Source organism: Blastococcus sp. SYSU DS1021 (assembly GCF_054050995.1).
The window spans coordinates 26345-50513 of record NZ_JBJHAL010000028.1 but is presented as its reverse complement, the minus strand read 5'-3'; the positions used below and the strand labels follow the sequence as shown (position 1 = coordinate 50513).

The following is a 24169-nucleotide window of genomic DNA, read 5'->3' as shown; positions in this document are numbered from 1 at the left end:
CGGGGAGGGGGTGCCCCCTCCGGAGGTGCACCCATGGCCACGACCCTCGCGCGCGAGCCCGCCGGATCCCGTCCGGCGGGCTCCGCGCGTTCCCCGGTGCCCGTGCCGCCGGCCGTCCGCAGCGGTGGCAGCAGCCTCGTGTGGCGCGTCCGGCTGGCCGCCGTGTGCGCTGCCCTGACCGCGCTCGCGCTGACGCAGTCGTCCGGCCGCCTGGTCCCCGACACCAAGGTCGACCTCTACGTCGACCCCGCGGGTTTCCTGTCCCGGGCGCTGCAGCTGTGGGAGCCCGAAGGGATCGCGGGCCAGGTGCAGAACCAGGCCTACGGCTACCTGTTCCCCATGGGGCCGTTCTTCGTCCTCGGCCAGGGCGCCGGCATCCCCCTGTGGTTGGTCCAGCGGCTCTGGTGGGCGGTGCTCCTGTGCACCGCCTTCCTGGGCGTGGTGTTCCTGGCCCGCCGGCTGGGGATCGGCACGCCGGCCACCGCGCTGCTGGCCGGGCTGGCCTATGCGCTCGCGCCCCGGATGGTCTCCCTCGTGGGCTCGGTCAGCATCGAGGTGCTCCCGATGGCGCTCGCGCCGTGGGTGCTGCTGCCCCTCGTCGGGGCCGCCGGGCACGGCTCGGCACGCCGCGCGGCAGCGCTCTCGGGCCTCGCGGTGTTCTGCGTCGGCGGGGTCAACGCGGTGGCCACCGCTGCCGTCCTGCCGCTGCCGGTGCTCTACCTCCTCACCCGCCAGCCGGGCCCCTTCCGCCGGCGGCTGGCGGCCTGGTGGGTGGCCGCCGTGGCGCTCGCGTCCAGCTGGTGGGCCGTCCCCCTGCTGCTCCTGGGTCGGTACAGCCCGCCGTTCCTCGACTACATCGAGACGGCCGCGACCACCACGGCCCCGACGGATCTGACGACGATCCTGCGCGGGGCCTCCCACTGGGTCCCCTACCTCGCCACGCCCACCGGTCCCTACTGGCCGTCGGGCTGGGCGCTGGCGCGGGACGCGCTACCCGTCGCCGCCACGGTGGTCCTGGCCGCCGCCGGGCTGTTCGCGCTGGCCCGCAGGGGCCTGCCGGAGCGGACCTGGCTGGTGCTCGGGCTGCTCGCCGGGGTCGCCCTCGTCTCGCTCGGTCATCTCGCGGCCGTCGACGGGCTGCTCGCCGGCCGGCTGCACGATGCCCTGGACGGCGTGCTGGCCCCGCTCCGCAACGTGCACAAGTTCGAACCCGTCCTCCGGTTGCCGCTGGTCCTCGGGCTGGCCCACCTGCTCGCCGTGCTGCTCCGTCGGGCGCGCGAGCACCGGACGGCCCTGTCCGGGCGCCCGGCCTGGTGGGGGCGGGCGGGCCGCGAAGGGGCGCGCGCCGCCCTCGCGCTGCTCGCCCTGGCGCTCCTCGCCACCACCTCGCCCGCGCTGGCCGACCGAATCCCCGCGCAGGGGGCCTTCGTGGCGATCCCCTCCTACTGGCAGGAGACCGCCGACTACCTCGCGGACGCGCAGCCCAGCGGGCGGGCACTGCTGGTGCCGGGGTCGTCGTTCGCCACCTACGCGTGGGGGTCCACCGGCGACGAGCCCCTGCAGGCCCTGGCGGAGTCCCCCTGGGAGGTGCGCAGCGCGATCCCGCTGACCCCGCCCGCGCACATCCGCCTCCTCGACGCGGTGGAGGAGCGGCTGGCCCGCGGCGCGGGGTCCGCGGGGCTGACCCGGTTCCTCGCCCGCGCCGGCATCTCGCACCTGGTGCTGCGCAACGACCTCGACGCCGGCCCGGCCGGTGCCACCCGTCCTGCGCTCGTGCGCCAGGCGCTGCGCGACTCCCCGGGCATCGAGCTGGTCGCCGAGTTCGGACCGGACCACCCCGCGGAGATGCCGGTCGCGGGCACGCGCTTCGACGCCGGACTCCAGGAGCCCAGCCCGGCGGTGCAGATCTTCACCGTGAGCGACCCGGCGCCGACGGCCTGGACCGCGCCGCTGTCCGACGCGGTCACCGTGCACGGCGGTCCGGATGCGGTGCTGGCGCTGGAGGAGCAGGAGCTGATCGAGGGCCGGCCGGCGGTGCTCGCGGGCGCCGACGTCGCGGGGGCAACCGGCGCGACCATGGTCAGTGACGCACTGGTCCGGCGGGAACGCACCTTCGGTCGGCTGACCGGCGCCGAGTCGGCGGGGCTCTCCCCGGACGATCCGCTCCGGCTGGCCGGCGTGGCGACCGACTACCCGGTGGCAGGGCCGGCCCTCAGCACCGTCCGGTACAGCGGGGGTACACCGAGCGCGGGGAGCTCCGCCTCGGACCCCGGCACCAGCGGCGGCGCCCGACCCGACGCCTCGCCGTGGGCGGCGGTGGACGGCGATCCGCGGACGGCGTGGCGCCCTGCCGACGACGCGACGGAGCCGGGGGCCCTGTGGTGGCGGCTGGAGACCGATGCGGAGTTCCTCGCCGGCACCGTCACCGTCACGCTGGATCCGTCGGCCGCGGAGCTGCCGCACCGGATCCGGCTCACCACCGACGCCGGCGCCTTCGACGTGGCAGTGCAGGACACCGACCAGCCGCAGCAGCTGCCCCTGCCACCGGGGCGCACGACCTCGCTGACCATCGCTCCCTCCGGGGGAGCGGCCGGGGTCCTCGCGCTGGCCGAAGTCGAGCTGCCCGGCGTCGCGGTGAGCCGCACCGTCGTCACGCCGGAACCGGCCGGGCAGGTCGACGTGTACGCGTTCGACACCTCCGGTCCGGGCCGCGCCGGCTGCCTCGTGGCCGCGGACGGCCCCCGCTGCGCGGCCGCGCTGCCCACCGGGGCGGAGGAGCCGCAGGGGCTGGACCGGGCCTTCACCGTGACCCGGCCGGCCGCCTACGAGCTGTCCGTGACGGCGGTGCCGCGGCCGGGCCCCGCGCTCGACGCGCTCCTCGCCCGGATCCGGGGGACCGACGTGGCGGTGACGGCGAGCAGCAGCGCCGTCGAGGATCCCCGAGGCAGCGCCGCGGCCGCCGTGGACGGCGATCCGGGCACCGCGTGGCTCGCCGATCGCGCTGACGGGACCCCCTCGCTCGAGCTCCGGTGGAGCGAACCCCGCACGGTCGACTCGGTGCGGATCGTCACGCGTGCCGGTCTGGCGGCTGCGGTCCCGACCGCGGTGACGATCGACGCCGGCGGCGGCCTGCCCGCGCTCCTCGCCCTCGACGACGACGGCAGCGTCCGGTTCGCCCCGATCACCACCGACCGGCTGCTGGTCGGCCTCCGGCGGCCGCTCGAACTGTCGTCGTTCGACCCCTACAGCCGCACGACCGAGCGGCTCGGCATCGGCGTCAGCGAACTGCAGGTGGGCGAGCCGAATCCTGCGCCGGAACTCGAGGCGCCGGTCGTGGTCCCGTGCGCGGAGGGGCCCGTGGTCACCGTGGACGGGACGACGTTCCGCACCTCCGCCCGCACCACCGTCGGCGCGCTCGCCTCGTTGCAGCCGCTGCAGCTCTCGGTCTGCGGGGACGAGGGGACCGTGAGCCTCCCCGGCGGCGAGCACCGGCTGGTCGCTCCCGGCACCGACCTGCTGACCGTCGACACGGCGACGCTGACGAGGTCCGGCGCCCCCGCGGACGGGATCGACCGGCGGCCGGCCGATGTGGTCCGCTGGGACGCCGAGCACCGCCGGGTCGAGGTCGGCGCCCGTGGCGAGAGCACGCTCCTCGTGGTGCCGGAGAACACCAACCCGGGCTGGAGCGCGACCCTCGACGGGCGGCCCCTGGAGAAGGTGGCGGTGGACGGGTGGCAGCAGGGGTACGTGCTGCCACCGGGCCCGGCCGGGACGGTCGCCCTCGATTTCGGTCCCGGTTCCGCCTACCGGACGGCGCTCGGGGTCGGGGCGAGTGCCGTGCTCCTGCTCGGTGCGCTCGCGGCTCTGCCCGCGCGCCCCCGCAGGGCCCGCACCGAGCGCGGCGGGAGCCGGGCTGCGGCAGCCGTGCTCGTGCTCGCGGCGGTGGCGGGCATCGCGCTGGTCGGTGGGCCGGTGGGGATCGGTGCGCTGGCGGTCGCCTACGTCGCCGGTCGCTGCGCCGGACGGCACCGGCACCTGGTCCTCGGCGGGGCGGCCGCCGGCGCGCTGGCCGTGTCGGGTGCGCTCCTGCTGCTCGCCCCCGGCAGCACGTCGACGGTGCGCCAGGTGTGCGCGCTGGTCGCCGTTGCCGCCGTCGTCGCCGGGGTGCTGCCCGACCCGCCGCGGTGGATCCGTACGGCGCCGGTCGGCGGCCGCCACCGGGAGGGGTGAGCCCAGGTCAGCCGCGCGTCGCCCCCGCCGGCGGGGTCGGTCCGGCGGGGATGCCGGCCGCGTGGCCGCCCGCGCCCGTGCCGGCGCCGTCCGCCCGGGCGCCCGGGCGGTCGGGGACGAGGTTGCGCCCGCGCAGCACGAGCGGTCGCTCGATCACGCGGTAGACCACCGCGGCGACCGCGACGGCGACGAGCCACGTCACCGGAAGCACGACCACGAGCGGGTGGGTGAAGACGTCCCACAGGACGATCAGCAGCGGCATGTGGAAGAGGAACAGCCCGTAGGAGCGCTCACCCAGCCAGTCCAGCGGGCGGCTGGCGAGGAAGCGGCGTCCCCGGCCCGCCGTCTGGTCGCCGAACACCAGCGGCCAGACCGCCAGCGCGGCGACGCCCGTGTAGAGCACGTGCTTGGTGATCCCCTGTCCGGCGGTCAGCGCCGAGGAGAGGTCGACGGGTCCGGTGAACGGCCCGGCCGCCACCCAGAACAGCGCCGCGGCCGCGCCCCAGCACGTCCACGGGCTGCCGCCCAGCTCGTGCGCCCAGCGGACCGGCGCCCAGTCGGGCGAGGCCACGGAGAGCACCGCGATCGCCATGCCCGCCCCGAACCACGACGCGTAGGCCGGCAGCCACAGCGTCAGCGAACCGAGCAGGTACGGGTCCGAGGCCGCCCAGGCGAACCAGGCGAAACCCAGGAGGGAGGCCACGGCCAGCGCGGCCAGCAGGAGCCCGGGTCGCCACCGACCGCCGCTGAGCCGGAGCAGCCCGGCGACGATCAGGGGGAGCAGGACGTAGAAGGAGACCTCGGTGCACAGGCTCCAGGCGTGGTCCAGGCCGTCGGCGTGCCAGCTGCGCGAGTAGATCTGGGTGAGGGTGAGGAAGCGCAACCAGTCACCGCCGCCCATCTCCCGGTTCCCGGGGAGGAACAGCATGGCCAGGACGACGCACACCCAGTACGCCGGCAGGATGCGCAGCGCCCGTCGCCACAGGAAGGCGGCGGTGCGTGGCGCCGGACGCCCCTCCGCCGCGGCGCGGAAGAGCGGCTGGGAGAGCAGGAAGCCCGAGAGCGCGAAGAACACCGCGACGCCGACGTCCAGCCGGGCCAGGGCGTAGCCACCGGTGTCGGCGGTGTACGAGCCGGTCCAGAAGGCCGCGTGCGTGGTGACCACGGCGGTGGCCGCGAGCGCGCGGAGGCCGTTGAGCGCCGGATAGCGCACGGTCAGTTCCCGCCGGGGGTGAGGGCCAGGGGCTGTCCGACGGCCACCGACGCGACGCACAGCGGGGCCTGGGGGTCGGCCACCTCGATGACGACGCTGTCGACGGGGCCGCTCACCTGCACGAACAGGTTGTGGACCCCCGCCTCCGCGAGGCCGGCACCCACGGTGTCCCCGGCCCGCACGGTCACCAGGTTCCCCACCCCGGCGAAGTAGGCGATCTGCACCAGCCACCGGCCGTCGGGCGTCCCCCGCGGCAGCTGTACCTCGGCCGGTTCCTCCCCGGCGGGCCAGCCGCAGTCCGGGGTGGGCCCGGAGCCGGACGTGCTCACGGGGTCGACGACGGCCAGCTGGCCGTGGCCCTGGTCGTCCAGGGCCACCACCTCGTCGACGACCTGCCCCTCGGCCAGGAAGGGTGGGAGCCGGGGGAGGCCGGCCAGGACGACCGACGCGCGGTTGGCCGGCGCCAGCCGCTCGGGGACGACGTGCTCGGGCACCGGGGCATCGGCGAGGACGAGGTCGACGCGCCCGGTCAGCGCCCCCTTGGCGTTGTCGACGAAGTCGCGGCCGGCGTTGGTCGACCAGTGCCGGGCGAAGCCGGCGGTCGAGAGCACGGCCCCGGCGAGGAGGGCCGAGGCGACCCCCAGTGCGACTCCGGTGCGCGTGAGCCGAGCCGTTGCCTCGGCCGTCCGGCCGCGGGTGGTCCAGGCCCGTCGGATCAGGACGGTGGGTGCCTCCCGGACCGGCAGGAAGGCGAGCCCGACCGCCAGCGCCGCCACGAGGGCCGTGGTGGCCGGCGGAACCAGGTCGGCCGCCACCGCACCCGCCGTGGCGCCGGAGGACGCGGCGCCGATCACGGCGGTGACGACGACCACCGCGGCGAGCAGCCAGGCGCGCAGCGCCCCCCGGCGGACCAGCACGGACGCGAAGACCACCACGGCCAGGGCCACGGGGGCGCCCCAGACGAGGCCGACCGGCGGGTCGGGCGTGGCCAGCGGCGCCAGCACGGTCTCCCAGCGCCAGGGGCCGCCGACGAGACCGGGGAGCACCGTGTGCGCGAGGACGCCGGGCAGCGTGCGGAGGCCTTCGCTCAGGGCGGCCCCGTCGACGAGCGGGTCATCGGAGAGGAGCAGGCGCGCGCCGAGGCCGACGGCCACGGCGGCGGCGTGGGCCGCCCAGGCGATCCGCCACCGGGCGAGGGTGCGCAGCCTGGCCCGCAGCGGGCCGGTGGTCGCCCAGAGCACGGTGCCGGCCAGGAGCAGCAGCGGCACCAGCGCGGCCTCCACGGCGAACAACACCCCGGCCGCGACGGCCAGCGCGCTGGTGAGGGCCCGTGCGGGCGAGCCCGAGCGCAGGAAGTGCACGTGCCCGCGGACGGCGACGAGGAGGGCCAGCTGGAGCGGGAGCTGCACCACGGCCGCGCTCCACCACGTCCCGCCCACGAGCGTGAGCGAGCTGGTCAGGTAGACCGTCAGCGGGAGCAGCACCGTCGGCCGGCGGCCGAACAGCTCGACCAGCAGCCGGTACAGGAGGAGGTCCACGAGCAGCTGCCCGAGGAGCTCGAGCCCCACCAGCGCCGGCCAGGACAGCGGGGCGATGGCCGCGACGCCCCGGGCCAGGCCCACGGCGCCGGGAGGTCCGGGGACGTCGACCGGCAGGCCGGCGGCCACCGCGGCCGCGAGGAAGTCCGGCCCGGTGAGCCAGCCGCTCGCCGCGGCCCAGCCCCGGAGGGCGAGGTGCCCGGCGATGAGCACGGCCGCGACCACCGGGACGACGGTCGCCCGGTCGATGCGCAGCTGCACGACGGCGGTCCCCGGACGCGACGGTGCCTCCGCAGGCGCGCCGGCGTCGACGCGCGGGGGTGCGCTCATGGGGCTCCGTCCACTGTGACCCGGGTTCCGGGGCAGCGTAGACAGCGCGGCTACCGAGCGGTAGTACCCGCCGGTACCACCTCGGACACCGCTAGGGACGGCGCTCGAGCAGCCCGACCACCGTCGCCGTGGCGGCGTCGACGTCCTCGGACAGCTGCGCGGCCTCCCCGCGTTCCACCCGTGCCAGCATCAGCTCGTTGACGCCGCCCACTGCGGCGAGCACCAGTTCCCGACCGACCGGGCGCACCTCGTCGGGATGGTCCTGCGCCAGCCCGCCGGCCACCTCGCAGATGAGGTCGACGTACTGGTCGAACACCTGCCGGCGCAGCGCCCGGGCCCGCGGGCCGGCCGCCTGCACCTCGACCAGCGCCGCCCAGGCGACGGCCGGCCCGGCGGCGAGCGTCTCCAGGTAGGCGCCGATGCCCGCGCGCAGCCGGCCGCGCCAGGGGAGCCCGGCCGCGTGCGCCTGCTCCTGCGCCCGGCGCACCGTGTCGAGCACCTTCTCGTTGGCCCGGCTGTAGAGCTCGAGGAGGCACTCCTCCTTGTCGCGGAAGTGGGCGTAGACGATCGTCTTCGACACCCGGCCCTCGCGCGCGATGTCGGAGATCGTGGTGGCCTGGTACCCCTTCTCCGCCATGCAGGTGGCCAGGGCCCAGAGGATCCGTCCGCGGCGGTGACCGTCGTCCACGGAGGGATCGTCGGTGGGGTCGACCAAGGGGTCCATCGGCTCGCAAGAGTAGTGCGCCGGGAGGGTCCGGTGAGGGAACTCACCGGCCCGGCGTGGAATGGCCGACCGCGTTGCGGTGTCCTGTCCAGGTGACCTCCGTCCCGGCCGCCCGCCCGTCGGCCCGCGCCTACGCGATGTGGCTGGTCGGGCTGCTGGCGTACGCCGTCGCCGTCTTCCACCGGTCCTCGCTCGGCGTGGCGGCGGTGGAGGCGCAGGAACGGTTCTCGGCCGGGGCGTCGGCGGTGTCGCTGTTCCTCGTGCTGCAGCTGGCCGTCTACGCGGCGCTGCAGGTGCCGGTGGGCGTGGCGCTGGACCGGTTCGGATCCCGCCGGATGATCCTGGCCGGGGCCGTGACGATGGCCGGAGGCCAGCTCCTGCTCGCGCTGGCCACCGACGTGCCGACGGCCGTCGCCGCCCGGGTGCTGGTGGGCGCGGGGGACGCGATGACCTTCATCAGCGTGCTGCGCATCGTCGCCCTGTGGTTCCCCGGGACGTCGGCGCCGCTGATCACCCAGCTCACCGGCATCCTCGGGCAGATCGGATCGGTCGCCGCGGCGTACCCGCTCGTGACGCTGCTGCACGCCACCTCGTGGACGGCGACGTTCCTCGGTGCCGCAGCGACCGGCGCGCTCGTCGTCGTGCTCGTGGCAGCAGCGCTGCGGGACGCCCCGCCCGGCACGGTCCGCCCGGTGGCGCCACCGGTGGCGGAGCTCCGCCGCGGGCTGGTCGACACCTGGCGGGAGCCTGGAACCCGGATCGGCCTCTACACGCACCTGGTCACCCAGTTCTCCGGCACCGTGTTCGCACTGCTCTGGGGCTATCCGTTCCTGGTGGTCGGGCAAGGGCTCGCGCCCGGCACGGCGGCCGGCCTGCTCACCCTCCTGGTGCTGGTCGGGATGGGCGTCGGGCCGGTGCTGGGCAAGCTGTGCGCCCGCTGGCCGCTGCGCCGCTCGGTGCTCGTCTTCGGCATCCTGACCGCCACCGCCACGATCTGGACCGTCGTCCTGCTGTGGCCCGGGCGTGCCCCGCTGTGGCTGCTGGTCGTGCTCGTGGCGGTGCTCGGCACCAACGGTCCCGGCTCGATGATCGGGTTCGACTACGCCCGCACGGAGAACCCGGTCGAGCGGCAGGGCAGCGCCAGCGGTGTGGTCAACGTCGGCGGGTTCGTCGCCTCGCTCCTGACGATCCTGGCCGTCGGGGCGGTGCTGGACCTGCTCACCCCCGGCGCGTCCACCGACTACGACCTGGACGCCTTCCGGGCGGCGTTCGCCGTGCAGTACCTGTTCTGGGCGATCGGCCTGGCCGGGGTGGTCCGGCACCGTCGGGAGCTCCGCTCGCGGCTGGCCCGGGACGGCGTGGTCCTGGTACCGCTGCACGCCGCCGTCCGCGTCCGGCTGCGCTCGGCCGGGCGCTCCGCGCAGCGGCCGGGGGCGGGGCGGGACCGGAGCCGGCGGCCCGGGAACCGGTAGCGTCCGCCGTCCGGGTCATGAGATCGGTGGGTGCGATGAGCTTCGACCAGGTGCGCAGGGACTGGACGACCCTGGGGGCGGAGGACCCGCTCTGGGCCGTCCACGTGGCCGCGGACAAGCGTGGTGGGCGGTGGGACGCCGACGCCTTCCTCGAGCTCGGCCGCCGGGACGTCGGGGTCGCGCGCGAGCAGCTGGCCGGGCTCGGGCTACCCACCACGTGGGACCGCGTCCTGGACTTCGGCTGCGGTGCCGGCCGGCTGAGCCAGGCGCTCGCGGAGCACGCGCGCGAGGTGGTGGGCCTCGACGTCTCCGTGCCGATGCTGGAGACCGCTCGCCGCCTGGACCGCAGCGGCGGACGCGTCCGCTTCGTGCTCGGGGAGGACCCCGACCTGCGGGCCTTCCCGGACGAATCGTTCGACCTCGTCTACACCGAGCGGGTCCTCCAGCACCTGCCGCGCCCGGTCCTCGAGACGTACCTGGCGGAGTTCGCCCGCGTGCTGCGCCCCGGAGGTGTGGCCGTGGTGCACTGCACCACCCGGCCGATGTGGACCCTGCGTGGTGTCGTGTGGCGGGTGGCGCCGGCGCCGCTGGTGCGGTGGGCGCAGCGGCGCCTGCTCGGCTACCCCGCACCGATGCGGATGACCGGGGTGCCCGAGCGGCGGGTGGCCGACCTGGTCGCGGTGCACGGGGCGGAGGTTCTGGACGCCGCCCCGGTCGACGAGCCCGCGACGCACTGGCGGGCACGGCGCTACGTCGTCCGGCGCCGCCCCGCCGGAGGTGCGCCCGCCGGCTGAGATCGGCGGCCGCCCGGAGCCGCGAGCGGTTGCCACGCCGTGCGCGGTGCGGGCACGATGCGGCCAACGGAGGGGCCGGTCAGGGGGGTGTTCGTGGACGTCGTGGTCGGGCTGGACTCGGGCACCACCGCGACGAAGGCGGTCACCGCGGGCACCGACGGCCGCATCCGCGACGTCGCCAGCGTGGCCTACCCGCTCCTCGTGCCGGCCCCCGGCCGGGCCGAGCTCGACGCCGTGCGCCTGGCCGCGGCGGCCGTCGAGGCGCTGGGCGAGGTCGCCGCCCTGGCCCGGGACCGGGGGGACTCGGTCGTCGCCGTCTCGCTCAGCGCGGCGATGCACGGCCTGGTGCCCATGGACGACGAGGGGAGCCCGCTCGGCCCGGTGGTGACCTGGGCCGACGACCGCGCGGCGCAGTGGGCCCAGGCGCTGGTCGCCGACGGCCGCGCCCCGGACCTGCACGCCCGCACCGGCACCCCCGTGCACGCGATGTCCCCGCTGGTCAAGCTGTCGTGGGAACGGGCCGAGGACGCCGACCGGGTGGCCGGGGTGCCCCGCTGGGGCGGGGTGAAGGAGCTGGTGGTGGCCGCCCTGTGCGGCGGGGGGCACGTGGTCGACCGGTCCTGTGCGTCGGCCACCGGGCTCTACGACCTCCGCGCCGGGCGGTGGGACGAGGAGGCGCTGAGCATCGCCGGCGTCCGCCCCCGCCAGCTCGGCGAGGTGCTGCCGACGACGGCGGTGCTGCCCGGCCTGCGCCCGGAGGTGGCCGCCGCCACGGGGCTGCCGCCCGGTCTGCCCGTGGTGATCGGCGCCTCCGACGGGGTGCTGGCCAACCTGGGTGTCGGCGCGGTGAGCCCGGATGTCGCCGCGGTCTCGCTGGGCACGAGCGGGGCCATGCGCGTCGTCGTCCCCCGCCCGACGGTCGACCCGGGGCGCCGGTTGTTCTGCTACGCCCTCACCGACGACGCCTGGGTGGTCGGCGGCGCCATCAACAACGGCGGGTCGGTGGTGCGCTGGGCCGCCCAGGCGCTGGCCGCCGGCCCCGAGGACGCCGAGGGCCCCGCGGGCGAGGCCGCCGACGACCTCGACGCGCAGCTGCTCGAGGAGGCTGCCGCGGTTGCGGTCGGCAGTTCGGGCCTGCTGTGCCTGCCCTACTTCCTCGGCGAGCGGGCGCCCTGGTGGCGGTCGGGGATGCGGGGGGCCTACCTGGGGCTGCGGCGCGAGCACCGCCGGGCGCACCTGGTGCGCGCCGCCGTCGAGGGCGTCTGCCAGCAGCTGGCGCTGGTGCGGGACGCCTTCGCCGCGACGGACGTGCCGGTGCGGGAGGTCCGGGCGACCGGCGGCGCGGTGGCCTCCCCGCTCTGGATCCGGACGCTCGCGGCGGCCCTCGACCTGCCGGTGCGGGTGGCCGACTCCCCGGAGGGCACCGGCCTGGGCGCCTGCCTGCTGGGGTGGCACGCGCTCGGGGAGCTGCCCGACCTCGGTGCCGCCACCGCGCTGGTCGCCGTGCACGAGCCGGTGCTGCCGGACCCCGACGCCGTCGCCGTGTACCGGCGGCTGCGCCCCCTCGTCGACCGGTCCACCACGGCCCTGGCCGACGTCCTGACCACGCTCGACGCCCTGGACGAAGCCCCGAACCCCCCGACCTGAGCCTCGTGGAGGAGCCATGCCCGACGCAGAACCGGCGCTGAGCGCCGGAGTGCTGCTGCTGATCGCCGCGATCGCGGTCGGCGTCCTGCTCTTCCTGATCATGAAGGTGAAGCTGCACGCCTTCCTGGCCCTGATCCTGGTCAGCCTGGCGGTGGCGCTGGCGGCACAGGTGCCGCTGGAGGACGTGGTCACCACCATGACCGCCGGTTTCGGCTCCACGCTGGCCAGCGTCGCGCTGCTCGTGGGGATCGGGGCGATGCTGGGCCGGCTCTTCGAGCACAGCGGCGGCGCCCAGGTGCTCGCCGACAGCCTGATCAAGCGCTTCGGCGAGCAGCGGGCACCGCTGGCCCTCGGCATCGCCGCGCTGCTGTTCGGCTTCCCGATCTTCTTCGACGCCGGGCTCGTCGTCTTCCTGCCCATCGTGTTCACCGTGGCCCGCCGGCTGGGGGGTTCGCTGCTCACCTACGGGCTGCCGGTGGCCGGTGCGTTCGCCGTCATGCACGCCTTCGTGCCGCCGCACCCGGGCCCGGTCGCCGCGGCCGGGCTGATCGGTGCCGACATCGGCCTGGTGCTCGTCTTCGGCCTGCTCATCGGCGTCCCGACGTGGTTCCTGGGCAGCTACCTGTTCGGGCTCTGGGCCGGGCGCCGGTTCGAGCTCCCCGTCCCGACCATCCTGGCCGGGGAGCCGAAGACGGCGGACGACGCCCCGGACCCGTCGGTCGAGGGCAGCTCGCCCGGGATCGCCACCGGCGGGCGGGCCGCCACCGGGACGGCGACCCGGCCCGCACCGCCGCGGTTCGCCACCGTGATCTCGGTGCTGCTCCTCCCGATGCTGCTGATCTTCCTCAACACCGGCCTGACCACGCTCGCCGCCGAGGGGATCGTGGACGAGGAGTCGGCGGTGGTCCGCTGGGGTCAGCTGATCGGGGCGACGCCGATCGCGCTGCTGATCACCGTGCTGCTGGCCATGTGGGTGCTGGGTCGGCGCCGCGGCGACAGCGGCGCAGAGGTCGAGTCGGTGCTCAACAGCGCGCTCGGGCCGGTCTGCGCGATCATCCTGATCACCGGCGCCGGCGGCATGTTCGGCGGCGTGCTGCGCGCCAGCGGCATCGGCACCGCGCTGGCCGACGTCCTCGGCGACATCGGCCTGCCGGTCATCGTGGCGGCGTTCGTCGTCTCCGCTCTGATCCGGGTGGCGCAGGGCTCGGCCACGGTCGCGCTGACGACCGCGGCCGGCCTGATCGCCCCCGTGGTGGCGGCCACCGACGGGCTCAGCTCCGTGGACCTCGCGCTGATCGTCATCGCTATCGCCGGTGGTGCGACGGTGCTCTCGCACGTCAACGACTCGGGCTTCTGGCTGGTCAGCCGGTTCTTCCAGATGGACGAGAAGACCACCCTGAAGACCTGGACGGTGATGGAGACGCTGCTGGGCACGATCGGTTTCGTGCTGGCGCTGGTGCTCAGCATCTTCCTCTGACCGTGGCGCCTCCGACGGACGAGCTGTCGGGCCGGGCCGACCGTGGCAGGGTGGAGGAATGACGCTCGCCTCGCGCGCCGCCGCGGCCGGCCTCTCCGCCCTGGCAGCCGTCGCCGCCCGTGACCTGATGCAGCGCGAGCACTCGCTGCTGCGCAACTTCCCGGTGATCGGCCATGCGCGCTACCTGATCGAGTCGATCGGGCCGGAGCTGCGCCAGTACCTCGTGGCCGGCAACAACGAGGAGCGGCCCTTCACCCGCGACCAGCGGCGCTGGGTCTACGCCTCCAGCAAGCAGGAGAACAACTACTTCGGCTTCGGCACCGACAACGACCTCGAGTTCACCGCCGGCTACCCGGTGATCAAGCACGCCACCTTCGGGGTCTCCGTGCCGGCCACCGACGTGCACACCGGGCAGGGCGTCGCCCTCCCCTGCGCCAAGGTGCTGGGTGCCGCGCGGGGCCGGGCGGGGGCGTTCCGGCCCGAATCGGTGGTCAACATCTCCGCGATGAGCTTCGGCTCGCTGTCGGGTCCGGCGATCGAGGCGCTCAACCGCGGTGCCGCGCTGGCCGGTTGCCTGCACAACACCGGCGAGGGCGGCATCTCGCGGCACCACCGGCACGGCGGCGACCTGGTCTTCCAGATCGGGACGGCGTACTTCGGCTGCCGCGACGAGCACGGGCGGTTCGACCTGGACCGGCTCAAGGCCCTCGTGGCCTCCGCGCCGGTGCGGGCGCTGGAGATCAAGCTCAGCCAGGGCGCCAAACCGGGCCTCGGGGGAGTGCTGCCGGCGGCGAAGGTGTCGGCCGAGATCGCGGAGGCGCGCGGCGTCCGGGAGGGCGTCGACTGCATCAGCCCGTCCCGGCACGCGGAGTTCTCCGATCCCGACAGCCTGCTGGACTGGGTGGAGCTGCTGGCCGCCGAGACCGGCCTGCCGGTCGGCATCAAGTCCGCGGTCGGGGACCTCTCCTTCTGGGAGGAGCTGACCGACCTGATGGCGTCCACCGGCCGGGGCGTCGACTTCGTGACCATCGACGGTGGCGAGGGCGGTACGGGCGCCGCGCCGCTCATCTTCACCGACACGGTCTCGCTGCCGTTCCAGGTGGGCTTCGCCCGGGTCTACTCGGTCTTCGCGCGCAAGGGGCTGCACGACTCGGTCGTCTTCATCGGGGCCGGCAAGCTCGGCCTCCCGGACAACGCGACCGTCGCCTTCGCGCTGGGCTGCGACATGGTGAACGTCGGCCGGGAGGCGATGCTGGCCATCGGCTGCATCCAGGCGCAGAAGTGCCACACCGACACGTGCCCCACCGGCGTCGCCACGCAGAACGCCTGGCTGGTGCGCGGCCTGGACCCGGAGCTGAAGTCCGTCCGGGCCGGCAACTACGTGCGCACCCTGCGCCGCGACCTGCTCAAGGTCGCCGAGGCGTGCGGCGTACCCCACCCGGGGCTCATCGAGACCGACTCGGTCGAGATCCTCACCGGGCGCACCGCCTCGAGCCCGCTCGCGTCGGTCTACGGGTACGAGCCGGGCTGGGGGCTGCCCTCGGCCGCCGACCGCGCGGCGATCACGGCGATCATGTGCGGGCATGGCGAGCAGGGCGGCACCGCACCGCCGTCCGAGGACGCCGTCGGCTGAGTGAGGGCCCCGCGCTCCGACGCGTCGCCGGCCCGACGCCGATGGCGCCGAGGTCGAGGAGTGGGCCGGCCCCGGCCGGGGAAGACCAGGGAGCACCCGCACCCGACACCGGTCGGCCGTCCGGAGGAGAGCCCATGAACCGCACGTCCCTGCCCAACCGTCGCTGGCGTTCGGCCGCGGCGGGGATCGCCCTCGCGGCCGCGGCGTTCACCACGACCGCCTGCGGCGCCGAGGAGCCCGCCGAGGAGGGCGGCATCGTCGAGCAGGAGGAAGGCGGCGGCGAGGGCGAGCAGGAGGAGGGCGAGGAGGAGGACGACTGACCCGGCGGGCCGGCCGCCCCGCCGGCGGGCCTCAGCTGCCGCGGAGCAGGTCCTCGAACGAGGTCGTCGGGTCGGCGAAGGGATCCGCCGGAACGGCCGGGGGGCGGCCGGCGACCAGGTCGGCGAGCTCGCCTGCCGCGCGGCGCACCCGGCCGGAGAGGCCGGGGCCGGCGTCGGTGCCGCCCGCCCAGTCCTCGGGCGCGGCGAAGACCGCGGTCGGGACCACCGTCGCGCGCAGGTAGGCGAAGAGCGGGCGCATCGCGTGCTCGAGCGCCAGCGAGTGCCGGGCCGTGCCCGCCGTCGCCCCCAGCAGCACGGGCCTGCCGGTGAGGGCGTCCTTGTCCAGCACGTCGACGAAGGTCTTGAACAGCCCGCTGTAGGAAGCCGAGAAGATCGGGGTCACGGCGATGAGCCCGTCGGCCCCGGTCACCGTGTCGACCGCGCGGCGGAGCCCCTCGTTCGCGAAGCCGGTCAGCAGGTTGTCGGCGAGGTCGCGGGCGTGCTCGCGCAGCTCGACGACCTCGACGGTCGCGGTGATGCCGCGGTCGGCCAGCGCGGCTTGCGTGGCCGCGGTCAGCCGGTCGGCCAGCAGCCGGGTCGACGACGGGTTGCTCAGCCCGGCGCTGACGACGGCGAGGGTGCGCGTGCTCATCGGACCTCGATCTCCTCACGGGCCTGGCCCGTGACGCTGTCGCCATCGGCGTGCACGGTGGCGTCCTTCGCCCCGCCGGCCGCGGCGACGCGGGAGGCGTGGGTGGGGGCGTCCGGCACGTGCGCCGGCTTGAGAGCGGCGAACTCGCGGCGCAGCACCGGCACGACCTCCTCGCCGAGGATGTCCAGCTGCTCCAGCACCGTCTTCAGGGGCAGGCCGGCGTGGTCGATGAGGAACAGCTGCCGCTGGTAGTCCCCGACGTAGTCGCGGAAGCCCAGCGTGCGCTCGATCACCTGCTGCGGGCTGCCCACGGTCAGCGGCGTCTGGGTGCTGAACTCCTCGAGCGACGGGCCGTGGCCGTAGACCGGGGCGTTGTCGAAGTAGGGGCGGAACTCGTCCACCGCGTCCTGGCTGTTCTTGCGCATGAACACCTGCCCGCCCAGGCCCACGATCGCCTGGTCGGCGCTGCCGTGGCCGTAGTGCTCGAAGCGGCGGCGGTAGAACTCCACCATCCGCTGGGTGTGCTCCGCCGGCCAGAAGATGTGGTTGTGGAAGAAGCCGTCGCCGTAGTACGCGGCCTGCTCGGCGATCTGCGGGGAGCGGATCGAGCCGTGCCACACGAACGGCGGGACGCCGTCCAGGGGCCGGGGCGTGGAGGTGAAGCCCTGGAGCGGGGTGCGGAACCGCCCCTGCCAGTCGACGACGTCTTCGGTCCAGAGCCGGCGCAGCAGCGCGTAGTTCTCCACCGCCAGCTCGATCCCGTTGCGGATGTCCTGCCCGAACCACGGGTAGACCGGTCCGGTGTTGCCGCGGCCCATCATGAGGTCGACCCGGCCGTCGGCCAGGTGCTGCAGCATCGCGTAGTCCTCGGCGATCTTCACCGGGTCGTTCGTGGTGATCAGCGTCGTCGACGTCGACAGCTGCAGCCTCTGCGTCCGCGCCGCGATCCACGCCAGCGTGGTCGTGGGGGAGGAGGAGAAGAACGGCGGGTTGTGGTGCTCGCCGAGGGCGAAGACGTCGAGCCCGACCTCCTCGGCCTTCTGGGCGATGGTCAGCACCGCCTTCAGCCGCTCCGCCTCGGTGGGGGTGCGGCCGGTCGTGGGGTCGGTGGTGATGTCGCTGACGGTGAAGACGCCGAACTGCATCTCGATCTCCAAACTGGTTGAGAGTGCAATCATCTCAGCCGGGTCAACGCGGCGTACCGCGGCTCTATGCCCGGTCGCCCCTCCGGGTGGCCAGCGCCGGTGAAAGCGATCTGTAACCGATCCGGCACGCCCTGCCGTGGCGCCACCGGGGTGCCCGCGACACGGGTCACGGAGCAATCACGGCCGCCCGCGCGCCGTGTGGCCCTCTGGCAGATTCCGCTTCACCTACTTCCCAGGGGGGCCATCCGGATGCTCCGGCGTGTCGAGTTCGTCGCCAACCGTGCCCAGGACGAGGGGGTGCCGCCGGACGGGAGCGCTCCGCGGCCCTCGCAGCCGGCGAGCGATCTGGAGGCCTTGCTGGACCACCGGCCCACCTTCCGGGGCTCCGTGCGTGGCTACGACCGGCTCCAGGTCGACAACTACGTCGCCTGGGCCGAGGGCGAGCTCGCCGCCGCGCACCGCGAGCGCGAGCACCTGCTGGACCGGGTCGTCGCCTGCGGCACCGAGCTGGAGATCTCCCGGCGGCTGCTCGCCGAGCAGCCGGTCGGTCGGGACCGTCCGGTGGTCAGCGCACGGGTGGGGGAGGTGCTGCGGCTGGCCGAGGACCAGGCGGCGCAGGTGCTGGACGCCGCCGAGGCCGAGGCGGCGCAGCTGCGGGCCGATGCCCGCCTGGAGGCCGACGCCCGGCTGCGCAAGGCGCACGAGATCAAGGAGCTGGCCATCGACGTCGCCGACCAGCTCCGCGTGAACGCGCAGCGGGACCGGGCCGAGGGTGCAGCCGTCCTGGAGAAGGCCCGCGCCGACGCCGAGGAGCTGCTGCGCGCCGCGGCGGCCGAGCGGGACCGGCTGGCCGCCGAGGCCGCGGCGGAGCGGGACCGGCTGGCCGCCGAGGCCGCGGCGGAGCGGGACCGGCTGGCCGCCGAGGCCGCGGCGGAGCGGGAGCGCGTCGCGGAGCAGGCCCGGCGCGACCGGGCCGCTGCCGAGGAGGCGGCCGGCGCCCGCCTGGCCGCGGTGCGCGTGGAGTTCGAGGACCTGTGCCGGCAGCGCGACCAGGCCCGGGAGTCGCTGCGGTGCCTGACGGACCGGATCGGCGCGGCCCTGCAGGCGGTCGGCGTCCCGCCGGCCGAGGAGCTGGCGCTGCTGGGCGCGCGGCGCGAGCCCGTCGCGGGCTGACGGCGCGGCGCGGCGGCGCCGGTGACGTGACCGGCCCCGCGTGATGAGAGGCTGACCCTCACGGTGATCGCACCGGCGCGCGCCAACAGGGAGGTCAGCGGTGGACGAGGTCCGTGAGGTCGTTCAGGTCGAGGGTGGCGTCGTCGTCGGGCACGACGGTTCCAAGTGTGCGCAGGAAGCGCTGCGGTGGGCCGGTCGGCTGGCCCACCGCGCCGACGTCGACCTGCACGTGGTGCGCGCCTGGTCGATGACGACCGCACCGCGGCCCGCGACCTGGGAGCCGGGCTACGTGCCGCCGCTGCCCGACTGGGAGCAGGCGGTGCACGACGAGCTCACCGCGCACGTGGCCGCGGCCGGTCTGGACCCCGCGGTGCGGGTCACCGGCCACGTCGTCCACCGCGCGCCGGTGCCCGGCCTGCTCGCCGCCGCCGAGGGGGCGGCCCTGCTGGTGGTCGGTGCGCGTGGCCGCGGTGGCTTCTCCGGGCTCCTGCTCGGCTCGGTCAGCGACCAGCTGGTCCACCACGCCGCCTGCCCGGTCACGGTGGTGCGCACCGGGGCCCAGGGGCGGGACTTCACCGCCGACGAGGTCGGCGCCGCCGTCGGGGAGTGACCCCGGCGGCCCGGGGCGGGCGTCGGGCAGACTGCCGCTGACCTGCGGACCCACCGCGGGCAGGCGGCGGGAGGAGACGCGCGTGCGCGACTTCGCGGGCACGACGGTGGTACCGGTCGGCGAGGGGCCGGAGGACGTGCTCGTCGACGCGGCTGGGCGGGTCTACACCGGTCTGGCCGACGGCCGGGTCGTGCGCACGGCAGGACCGGGCGCCCCGGTCGAGACGGTCGCCCGCGTGCCGGGCCGTCCGCTGGGCCTGGAGTTCCTCGGGGCGGACGAGCTGCTGGTGTGCGCGTCCGACGCCGGGCTGCTGGCGGTCTCGCTGGCCGACGGGGCGGTGCGGACGCTGGTCGACCGGGTGGCCGGCCGCCGGCTGGAGGCGGTGAACAACGCAGCCGTCGCCGCGGATGGCACGATCTACTTCACCGACTCCTCCCAGCGGTTCCGCATCCCGCAGTGGCGGGCGGACCTGGTCCGGCGGACCGCCAGCGGCCGGCTGTTCCGCCGCACCCCCGACGGCACCGTGACCGAGCTGCTCGGCGGGCTGGAGTTCGCGAACGGGGTCGCGCTCGCCGCGGACGAGTCCTGGGTGGCGGTCGCCGAGACCGGCGCGGCGCGGCTCCGGCGAGTGTGGCTGACCGGCGCCCGGGCCGGCGCGAGCGAGGTGTTCGTCGACGACCTCCCCGGCCACCCCGACAACATCGCGCTGGGATCCGACGGGCTGGTGTGGATCACCCTCCCCAGCCCGCGCGTCGCGGCGCTGGCCGCCATCCACCGGCTGCCCGCACCGCTGCGGGCGCTGCTGAGCGCGCTGCCGCCGGCTCTGCAGCCCAGCCCCGGCCGGACGCTGGGGGTGCTCGCCGTCGACGACCACGGGGCGACGGTGCACCGGTTCAGCGGGGAGATCCCCGGGTTCGAGATGCTCACCGGGGTGCGCGAGTCCGGCGGCACCCTGTGGTTCGGCAGCCTCACCGGCAGCACGGTGGCCACGGTCGCCGTCTGACGGCCGGGATCAGTCCGGCGCCGTCGTGCCGTAGACGGCGGGGAGCCAGATGCCGAGCAGGACCTCGACGACATCGTGCTCGGCGACAGCGGGGCCGTCCCCGCTGAAGGTGGCGTAGAGCACCCGCTCGTTCATCGAGGTCAGGGCGACGGCGAGGTCGCGCGCAGCCGGCCCCGGCGGCGCGGCGCCCCGCGCGCGCTCGGCGTCGATCGCCGCCGCCGAACGCTGCACCCAGCGCTCGAGCACCGCCGACCACAGCGCGCGCACCTCGTCGTTGGTGGAGCGGGCCTGCGCCCAGGCGACGGTGAGCGAACGGTGGGTCCGGAAGGTGTCGTAGTAGGCGCCGATCGCGCGTGCCCAGCCGTCCCGCGCCCCGGCCGCCGGGGTGTCGAACGCCCGGCGCATCGCCGTGTCGGCCTCGGCCACGACGCGATCGAGCAGCGAGAGCAGTACCGCGTCCTTCGACGAGAAGTAGAAGTAGAACGTCGGGCGGGAGATGCCGGCGCCGCGCGCGAGGTCGTCGACCGAGATGGCCGCCAACGGCCGTTCGGCGAGGAGGCGCTCGGCGGTGGCGAGGATCGCGAGCTCCCGGTCGTCGCCGGAGGGCCGGACTGGACGCCGTCCCCGCCCAGCGGCGGGCACATGACTCGCGGCAGCCGGCACGGAGCGGAGGATAGCCGCACGCGGCCCCGGCTCGACACCCCGTTGACTCGCTCGACACTGCGTCGATAGCGTCGGCGGGCCACCCGCGGCGCGGGGTGCGGCCGAACGGCCCGGCGGAGCGAACCGGAGAGTGCTGGCATGACCACCGAGCACGTGGACGTCCTGATCGTCGGCGCCGGGCTCTCCGGCGTCGGGGCCGCCTGCCACCTGGAACGGGAGCGGCCGGGGACCAGCTACGCGGTGCTGGAGTCGCGGGCGGCGCTGGGCGGGACCTGGGACCTGTTCCGCTACCCGGGCATCCGGTCGGACTCGGACATGTTCACCCTGGGCTACTCCTTCCGCCCGTGGCGGGAGCCCGAGTCGATCGCCGACGGGCCGACCATCCGCCGGTACATCGAGGAGACCGCCCGCGAGTACGGCGTCACGGAGAGGATCCGCTACCACCATCGCGTCGTGTCGGCGGAGTGGTCGAGCGCCGAGGCCCGCTGGGCGGTCACCGCCGAGCGCGCCGACACCGGCGAGACGGTCACCCTCACGTGCACGTGGCTGTCGGTCTGCTCCGGCTACTACCGCTACGACCAGGGGTTCCGGCCGGAGTTCCCGGGCGAGCAGCGCTTCCGGGGGCAGCTTCTCCACCCGCAGCACTGGCCCGAGGGCATCGACCTGACCGGCAAGCGGGTCGTCGTCGTCGGTAGCGGCGCCACCGCGGTCACGCTGGTGCCCAACCTGGCGGAGCAGGCCGAGCACGTGACCATGCTGCAGCGCACGCCCAGCTACGTCATGTCGCTGCCCGGCCGTGACCCGATCGCGCAGAAGCTGCGGGCGCGGCTGCCGGAGCGGGTGGCCTACTCGGTCGTGCGGTGGAAGAACGTGCTCACCAGCACCGCGCTCTACCAGCTCAGCCGGCGCCGGCCGGCCCTGGTCCGCTCGCTGATCCGTCGCATGACGCAGAAGCAGCTGCCGGGGGTCGACGTCGACACGCACTTCAACCCGCCCTACGACCCCTGGGACCAGCGGCTGTGCCTGGTGCCCGACGGAGACCTGTTCCGCGCCCTCCGCCGGGGCACGGCGTCCATCGTCACCGACCGGATCGCGACCTTCACCGAGGAGGGGATCGAGCTGACGTCGGGCGAGCACCTGGCGGCCGACGTCGTCGTCACCGCGACCGGCCTGAACCTGCTGCCGGTCGGCGGGATGCGGATCGTGGTCGACGGGGAGCCGGTCGAGCTGCCCGAGCGGGTGTCCTACAAGGGCATGATGCTCTCCGGCGTGCCCAACTTCGCCATGGTCATCGGGTACACGAACGCCTCGTGGACCCTCAAGGCCGACCTGGTCAACCGCTACGTCTGCCGCCTGCTGGACCACCTCGACGAGCACGGCTACGCGTCGGCCACGCCGGTCGCCCCGCCGGAGGGCGGGGGAGCGCCCTTCCTCGACCTCGCGGCGGGCTACGTCCAGCGCAGCCTCGCCGGCCTGCCGCAGCAGGGGCGCCGCACACCCTGGCGGCTGCACCAGAACTACCTGCGGGACGTCGCCATGATGCGCCGGGGCTCGCTGGAGGACGAGGGCATGACCTTCCAGCCGCGCGTGCCTGCAGCCGCCCACGCGGATCGGGTCGTGGCCTGATGGGGCCCTACGCCTTCGCGGGCGGGACGGCGGTCGTCACGGGCGCCGCCAGCGGGATCGGCGAGGCGCTGGCCGCGCAGCTGGCCGACCGGGGCAGCCACCTGGTGCTGCTGGACCGCGACGCCGACCGGCTGGCGGCGGTGGCCGGGCGGATCGCCGCCGACCACCCGGCCCTGCGGGTGGCGACGCACGTGGTCGACCTGGCCGACGACGAGGCGACAGCGCGGGTGGCCCGGACGCTGGTGGCCGAGCACCCCGAGACCACGCTGCTGGTCAACAACGCGGGGGTCGCCCTGGGCGGTCGCTTCGACCAGATCGGGCTGGCGGACTTCGAGTGGGTCCTGGCGGTGAACCTGCGCGCCGTCGTCCGCCTCACCCACATGCTGCTGCCCGTGCTGAAGACCCACCCCGGCGCCCACGTCGTCAACGTCTCCAGCGTCTTCGGCATCTTCGCCCCGGCCGGGCAGGTCGCGTACGCGACGAGCAAGTTCGCCGTCCGCGGGTTCAGCGAGGCGCTCCGCCACGAGCTCGCCGACGACGGCATCGGCGTCACGGTCGTCCACCCGGGTGGGATCCGGACGCGGATCGCCGAGAGCGCCCGCACCGGCGCGGGCGTCTCGGTGGAGGAGTACGAGAAGGGGCGGGCGCAGTTCACCAAGCTGCTGCGGATGCCGCCGGAGGACGCCGCCGCCCGCATCGTGGCGGCCGTCGAGCGCCGCCGCCCCCGGCTGCTGATCGGCTGGAGCGCCACGGTGCCCGACGTGCTGGTCCGCCTGCTGCCCGGCACCTACTGGCGGCTGATCGCTCGCCGGGCGACCGCGCGGCCGAGGGGCTGAGCGCCGGAAAAGGTATTGCCGGTGCCAGTAGAACGGGGACGTGACCGACCCCTCCTGCCGGATCGTCGAGCTCGGCCCCGACGACGACCTCTTCCCCTCCTGGTGCGAGGTGTGGGCCGCCTCCGGCCGGGCCGCCCGGCCGCAGGACCCGCCCCGGCCGGCGCAGGAGGACGTCGCGCTGGGGCGGGAGCTCGTCGCGCCCGGTGGCTCCCGGGACGGCACCCACCGGGCCGCCCTGGTGGACGGCGCGGTCGCCGGCGCGCTCCGGCTGATCCTCCCGCGCAAGGACAACCCGACGCTGGCGGTGGTGGACCTCGCGGTGCACCCGGCCTCCCGGCGCCGTGGCCTCGGGAGAGCGCTGCTGGCCGAGGCCCGGGTACTCGCCGCCGCGCACGGCCGCAACTCGCTGGTGAGCGAGGTGGACGAGCCCGGCCCCGGGGCGCCGGGCCGCGCCTTCGCCGAGCGGCACGGCTGGTCCTGCGACCTGGTGGAGACCCGCCGGGAACTGGTGCTGCCGGTCGACGAGGACCGGCTGGGGGCGCTCGAGGCCGCGGCCGGCGCCGGGTACGAGATCGTCACCTGGCGGGACCGCACCCCGGACGCGCTGCTGGCCGACCGGGCGCTGCTGGAGCGGCGCATGACCACCGACGCACCCCACGGCGATCTGCCGGTGGGGGAGGAGGAGTGGGACGGGGACCGGATCCGCGAGTACGAGCGGACCCACGTCGCCCGGGGCCGGACGGTGCTCAGCGCGGGCGCGGTGATCGGCGGCCGGCTGGTCGGCTTCACCGACCTGCAGATCCCGCTCGCCCAGCCGGCGCTCGCCCAACAGGGCGGCACGCTGGTGCTCCGTGAGCACCGGGGGCACCGGCTCGGCGCCCGGATGAAGGCGGCCGTGCTGCGGGAGCTGGCAGCGGGGTTCCCCGGCGTCCGGCGGATCAGCACCTACAACTCCGAGGGCAACACGCCCATGGTCGCGGTCAACGAGGCGCTGGGTTTCCGCCCCGCCGGCGCGCTGTCGTCCTGGTCGACCCGTCTCTGAGCCGGGCGGTCCCACCGCCGCCGGCCGCGTGCGGTTGACTG

At 75.5% G+C, this 24169-nt stretch carries 19 protein-coding genes; 13 read left to right on the top strand and 6 right to left on the bottom strand.

All coding sequences use genetic code 11. The annotated features are described in order from the left end of the window. The first annotated feature begins 33 nt into the window (after positions 1–33). Positions 34–4230: an alpha-(1->3)-arabinofuranosyltransferase domain-containing protein gene (locus ACI8AP_RS17980; RefSeq protein WP_456590731.1), complete on the top strand. Its 4197-nt coding sequence runs from the start codon at positions 34–36 to the stop codon at positions 4228–4230. Between the two features lie 7 nt (positions 4231–4237). Here ACI8AP_RS17980 and ACI8AP_RS17975 read toward each other — a convergent pair whose 3' ends face one another. The 3 genes from ACI8AP_RS17975 to ACI8AP_RS17965 form a co-directional block, all read right to left on the bottom strand. Next, positions 4238–5443 carry an acyltransferase family protein gene (locus ACI8AP_RS17975; protein WP_456590730.1) on the bottom strand — a complete coding sequence of 402 codons (1206 nt, stop codon included), beginning with the start codon at positions 5441–5443 and terminating at the stop codon, positions 4238–4240. A 2-nt stretch (positions 5444–5445) separates the two neighbouring features. Then, positions 5446–7311 (bottom strand): hypothetical protein, encoded by a 1866-nt coding sequence (locus ACI8AP_RS17970; RefSeq protein ID WP_456590729.1) that lies wholly within the window; start codon positions 7309–7311, stop codon positions 5446–5448. A gap of 91 nt (positions 7312–7402) precedes the next feature. Next, complete coding sequence (locus ACI8AP_RS17965) at positions 7403–7999, bottom strand: TetR/AcrR family transcriptional regulator (RefSeq protein WP_456590728.1); 597 nt, start codon at positions 7997–7999, stop codon at positions 7403–7405. A 128-nt stretch (positions 8000–8127) separates the two neighbouring features. Between ACI8AP_RS17965 and ACI8AP_RS17960 the strand changes: the two genes are divergently transcribed. The 6 genes from ACI8AP_RS17960 (at position 8128) to ACI8AP_RS17935 (ending at position 15378) form a co-directional block, all read left to right on the top strand. Continuing rightward, on the top strand, positions 8128–9507 hold the full coding sequence (locus ACI8AP_RS17960; protein ID WP_456590727.1) for an MFS transporter: 1380 nt from the start codon (positions 8128–8130) through the stop codon (positions 9505–9507). 35 nt (positions 9508–9542) lie between these two features. After that, positions 9543–10301, top strand: a complete 759-nt coding sequence (locus tag ACI8AP_RS17955) for a class I SAM-dependent methyltransferase (protein WP_456590726.1) — start codon at positions 9543–9545, stop codon at positions 10299–10301. Positions 10302–10394: 93 nt separating this feature from the next. Continuing rightward, entirely contained in the window at positions 10395–11948 is a 1554-nt protein-coding gene (locus ACI8AP_RS17950) for a gluconokinase (RefSeq protein ID WP_456590725.1), read from the top strand. 16 nt (positions 11949–11964) lie between these two features. Beyond that, positions 11965–13425: a GntP family permease gene (locus tag ACI8AP_RS17945; RefSeq protein WP_456590724.1), complete on the top strand. Its 1461-nt coding sequence runs from the start codon at positions 11965–11967 to the stop codon at positions 13423–13425. 58 nt (positions 13426–13483) lie between these two features. After that, a complete protein-coding gene (locus tag ACI8AP_RS17940; RefSeq protein WP_456590723.1) occupies positions 13484–15058 on the top strand; it encodes an FMN-binding glutamate synthase family protein in 1575 nt (524 codons plus the stop codon). A gap of 134 nt (positions 15059–15192) precedes the next feature. After that, positions 15193–15378 carry a hypothetical protein gene (locus tag ACI8AP_RS17935; RefSeq protein WP_456590722.1) on the top strand — a complete coding sequence of 62 codons (186 nt, stop codon included), beginning with the start codon at positions 15193–15195 and terminating at the stop codon, positions 15376–15378. 31 nt (positions 15379–15409) lie between these two features. Here ACI8AP_RS17935 and ACI8AP_RS17930 read toward each other — a convergent pair whose 3' ends face one another. Both ACI8AP_RS17930 and ACI8AP_RS17925 read right to left on the bottom strand, forming a co-directional pair. Continuing rightward, the gene (locus ACI8AP_RS17930; RefSeq protein WP_456590721.1) at positions 15410–16030 is read right to left on the bottom strand and encodes an FMN reductase; all 621 of its coding nucleotides are present in this window, start codon (positions 16028–16030) and stop codon (positions 15410–15412) included. Next, positions 16027–17208 (bottom strand): LLM class flavin-dependent oxidoreductase, encoded by a 1182-nt coding sequence (locus ACI8AP_RS17925; protein ID WP_456590720.1) that lies wholly within the window; start codon positions 17206–17208, stop codon positions 16027–16029. Before ACI8AP_RS17925 ends, ACI8AP_RS17930 begins: the two co-directional genes overlap by 4 nt. 216 nt (positions 17209–17424) lie before the next feature. Between ACI8AP_RS17925 and ACI8AP_RS17920 the strand changes: the two genes are divergently transcribed. From ACI8AP_RS17920 to ACI8AP_RS17910, 3 genes are all read left to right on the top strand, one after another. Next, the gene (locus ACI8AP_RS17920; protein ID WP_456590719.1) at positions 17425–18348 is read left to right on the top strand and encodes a DivIVA domain-containing protein; all 924 of its coding nucleotides are present in this window, start codon (positions 17425–17427) and stop codon (positions 18346–18348) included. 100 nt (positions 18349–18448) lie between these two features. Continuing rightward, positions 18449–18958: a universal stress protein gene (locus ACI8AP_RS17915; RefSeq protein ID WP_456590718.1), complete on the top strand. Its 510-nt coding sequence runs from the start codon at positions 18449–18451 to the stop codon at positions 18956–18958. Between the two features lie 82 nt (positions 18959–19040). Beyond that, entirely contained in the window at positions 19041–19961 is a 921-nt protein-coding gene (locus ACI8AP_RS17910) for an SMP-30/gluconolactonase/LRE family protein (protein ID WP_456590717.1), read from the top strand. Between the two features lie 9 nt (positions 19962–19970). On the opposite strand, the gene ACI8AP_RS17905 is transcribed toward ACI8AP_RS17910, so the two are convergent. After that, positions 19971–20624 (bottom strand): TetR/AcrR family transcriptional regulator, encoded by a 654-nt coding sequence (locus tag ACI8AP_RS17905; RefSeq protein ID WP_456590716.1) that lies wholly within the window; start codon positions 20622–20624, stop codon positions 19971–19973. 138 nt (positions 20625–20762) lie between these two features. On the opposite strand from ACI8AP_RS17905, the gene ACI8AP_RS17900 reads away from it, so the two are divergent. The 3 genes from ACI8AP_RS17900 to ACI8AP_RS17890 are packed head-to-tail and all read left to right on the top strand — an operon-like array spanning position 20763 to position 24128. Then, complete coding sequence (locus ACI8AP_RS17900) at positions 20763–22250, top strand: flavin-containing monooxygenase (protein WP_456590715.1); 1488 nt, start codon at positions 20763–20765, stop codon at positions 22248–22250. After that, complete coding sequence (locus tag ACI8AP_RS17895) at positions 22250–23086, top strand: SDR family NAD(P)-dependent oxidoreductase (RefSeq protein ID WP_456590714.1); 837 nt, start codon at positions 22250–22252, stop codon at positions 23084–23086. The genes ACI8AP_RS17900 and ACI8AP_RS17895 overlap by 1 nt, the downstream gene beginning before the upstream one ends. Positions 23087–23126: 40 nt before the next feature. Next, positions 23127–24128 carry a GNAT family N-acetyltransferase gene (locus tag ACI8AP_RS17890; RefSeq protein WP_456590713.1) on the top strand — a complete coding sequence of 334 codons (1002 nt, stop codon included), beginning with the start codon at positions 23127–23129 and terminating at the stop codon, positions 24126–24128. Positions 24129–24169: the final 41 nt, after the last annotated feature.